The sequence below is a fragment of the Bradyrhizobium sp. SHOUNA76 genome, from assembly GCF_023006445.1.
Taxonomy (GTDB): Bacteria; Pseudomonadota; Alphaproteobacteria; order Rhizobiales; family Xanthobacteraceae; genus Bradyrhizobium.
Genome location: NZ_JALBHA010001148.1, coordinates 1 through 494 on the forward strand (window position 1 = coordinate 1; position 494 = coordinate 494).

Below are 494 nucleotides of genomic sequence, written 5' to 3' on the forward strand. Positions count from 1 at the left end.
AGCCGGCCCTGGCGCGCCCAGCCGCGCACCAGCGAGCGCAGCACCAGGCGCTCGGCGATCAGCGCGGCGAGCCCGAGGAAGTAGAAGGCGGCAAGCCACAGCCGCGAGATTTCGCTGCCGTATTTGGCGAAGAAGGAGATGCCGATGAACAGCAGGAAGACGAACGACCAGGACGAGATCATCCGTGTCATCTGCCGCAGCTGCCCGCGGAACAGCTGCACCTGATAGATATCGGCGGCCTGGAAGCAGACTACGGCGGCGATCGCCACGGCGATGACCTCCGCCGGATAGACCCAGCTGAAGCCGGAGAGCGGCATCACATAGCCGAGATAGAGGGCGATACCGACGAGGCTCAGCAGCGCGAAGTCGGCCACGCGCACGAAGCCGGCGATCACGATCGGCGAATAGGCGCGGGCGACCTTCTGGTTGACGACTTCGAGCGCAGCGGGCGACAGCCGGCGGCGGCGCTCCACGAAGGGCTGGTCAGCGGGCTT

The 494-nt window shown here is 66.8% G+C and carries 1 pseudogene; it reads right to left on the reverse strand.

The window, feature by feature from the left end:
• Positions 1-494: pseudogene (locus MOV74_RS40225) on the reverse strand (undecaprenyl-phosphate glucose phosphotransferase); the annotation flags it as partial.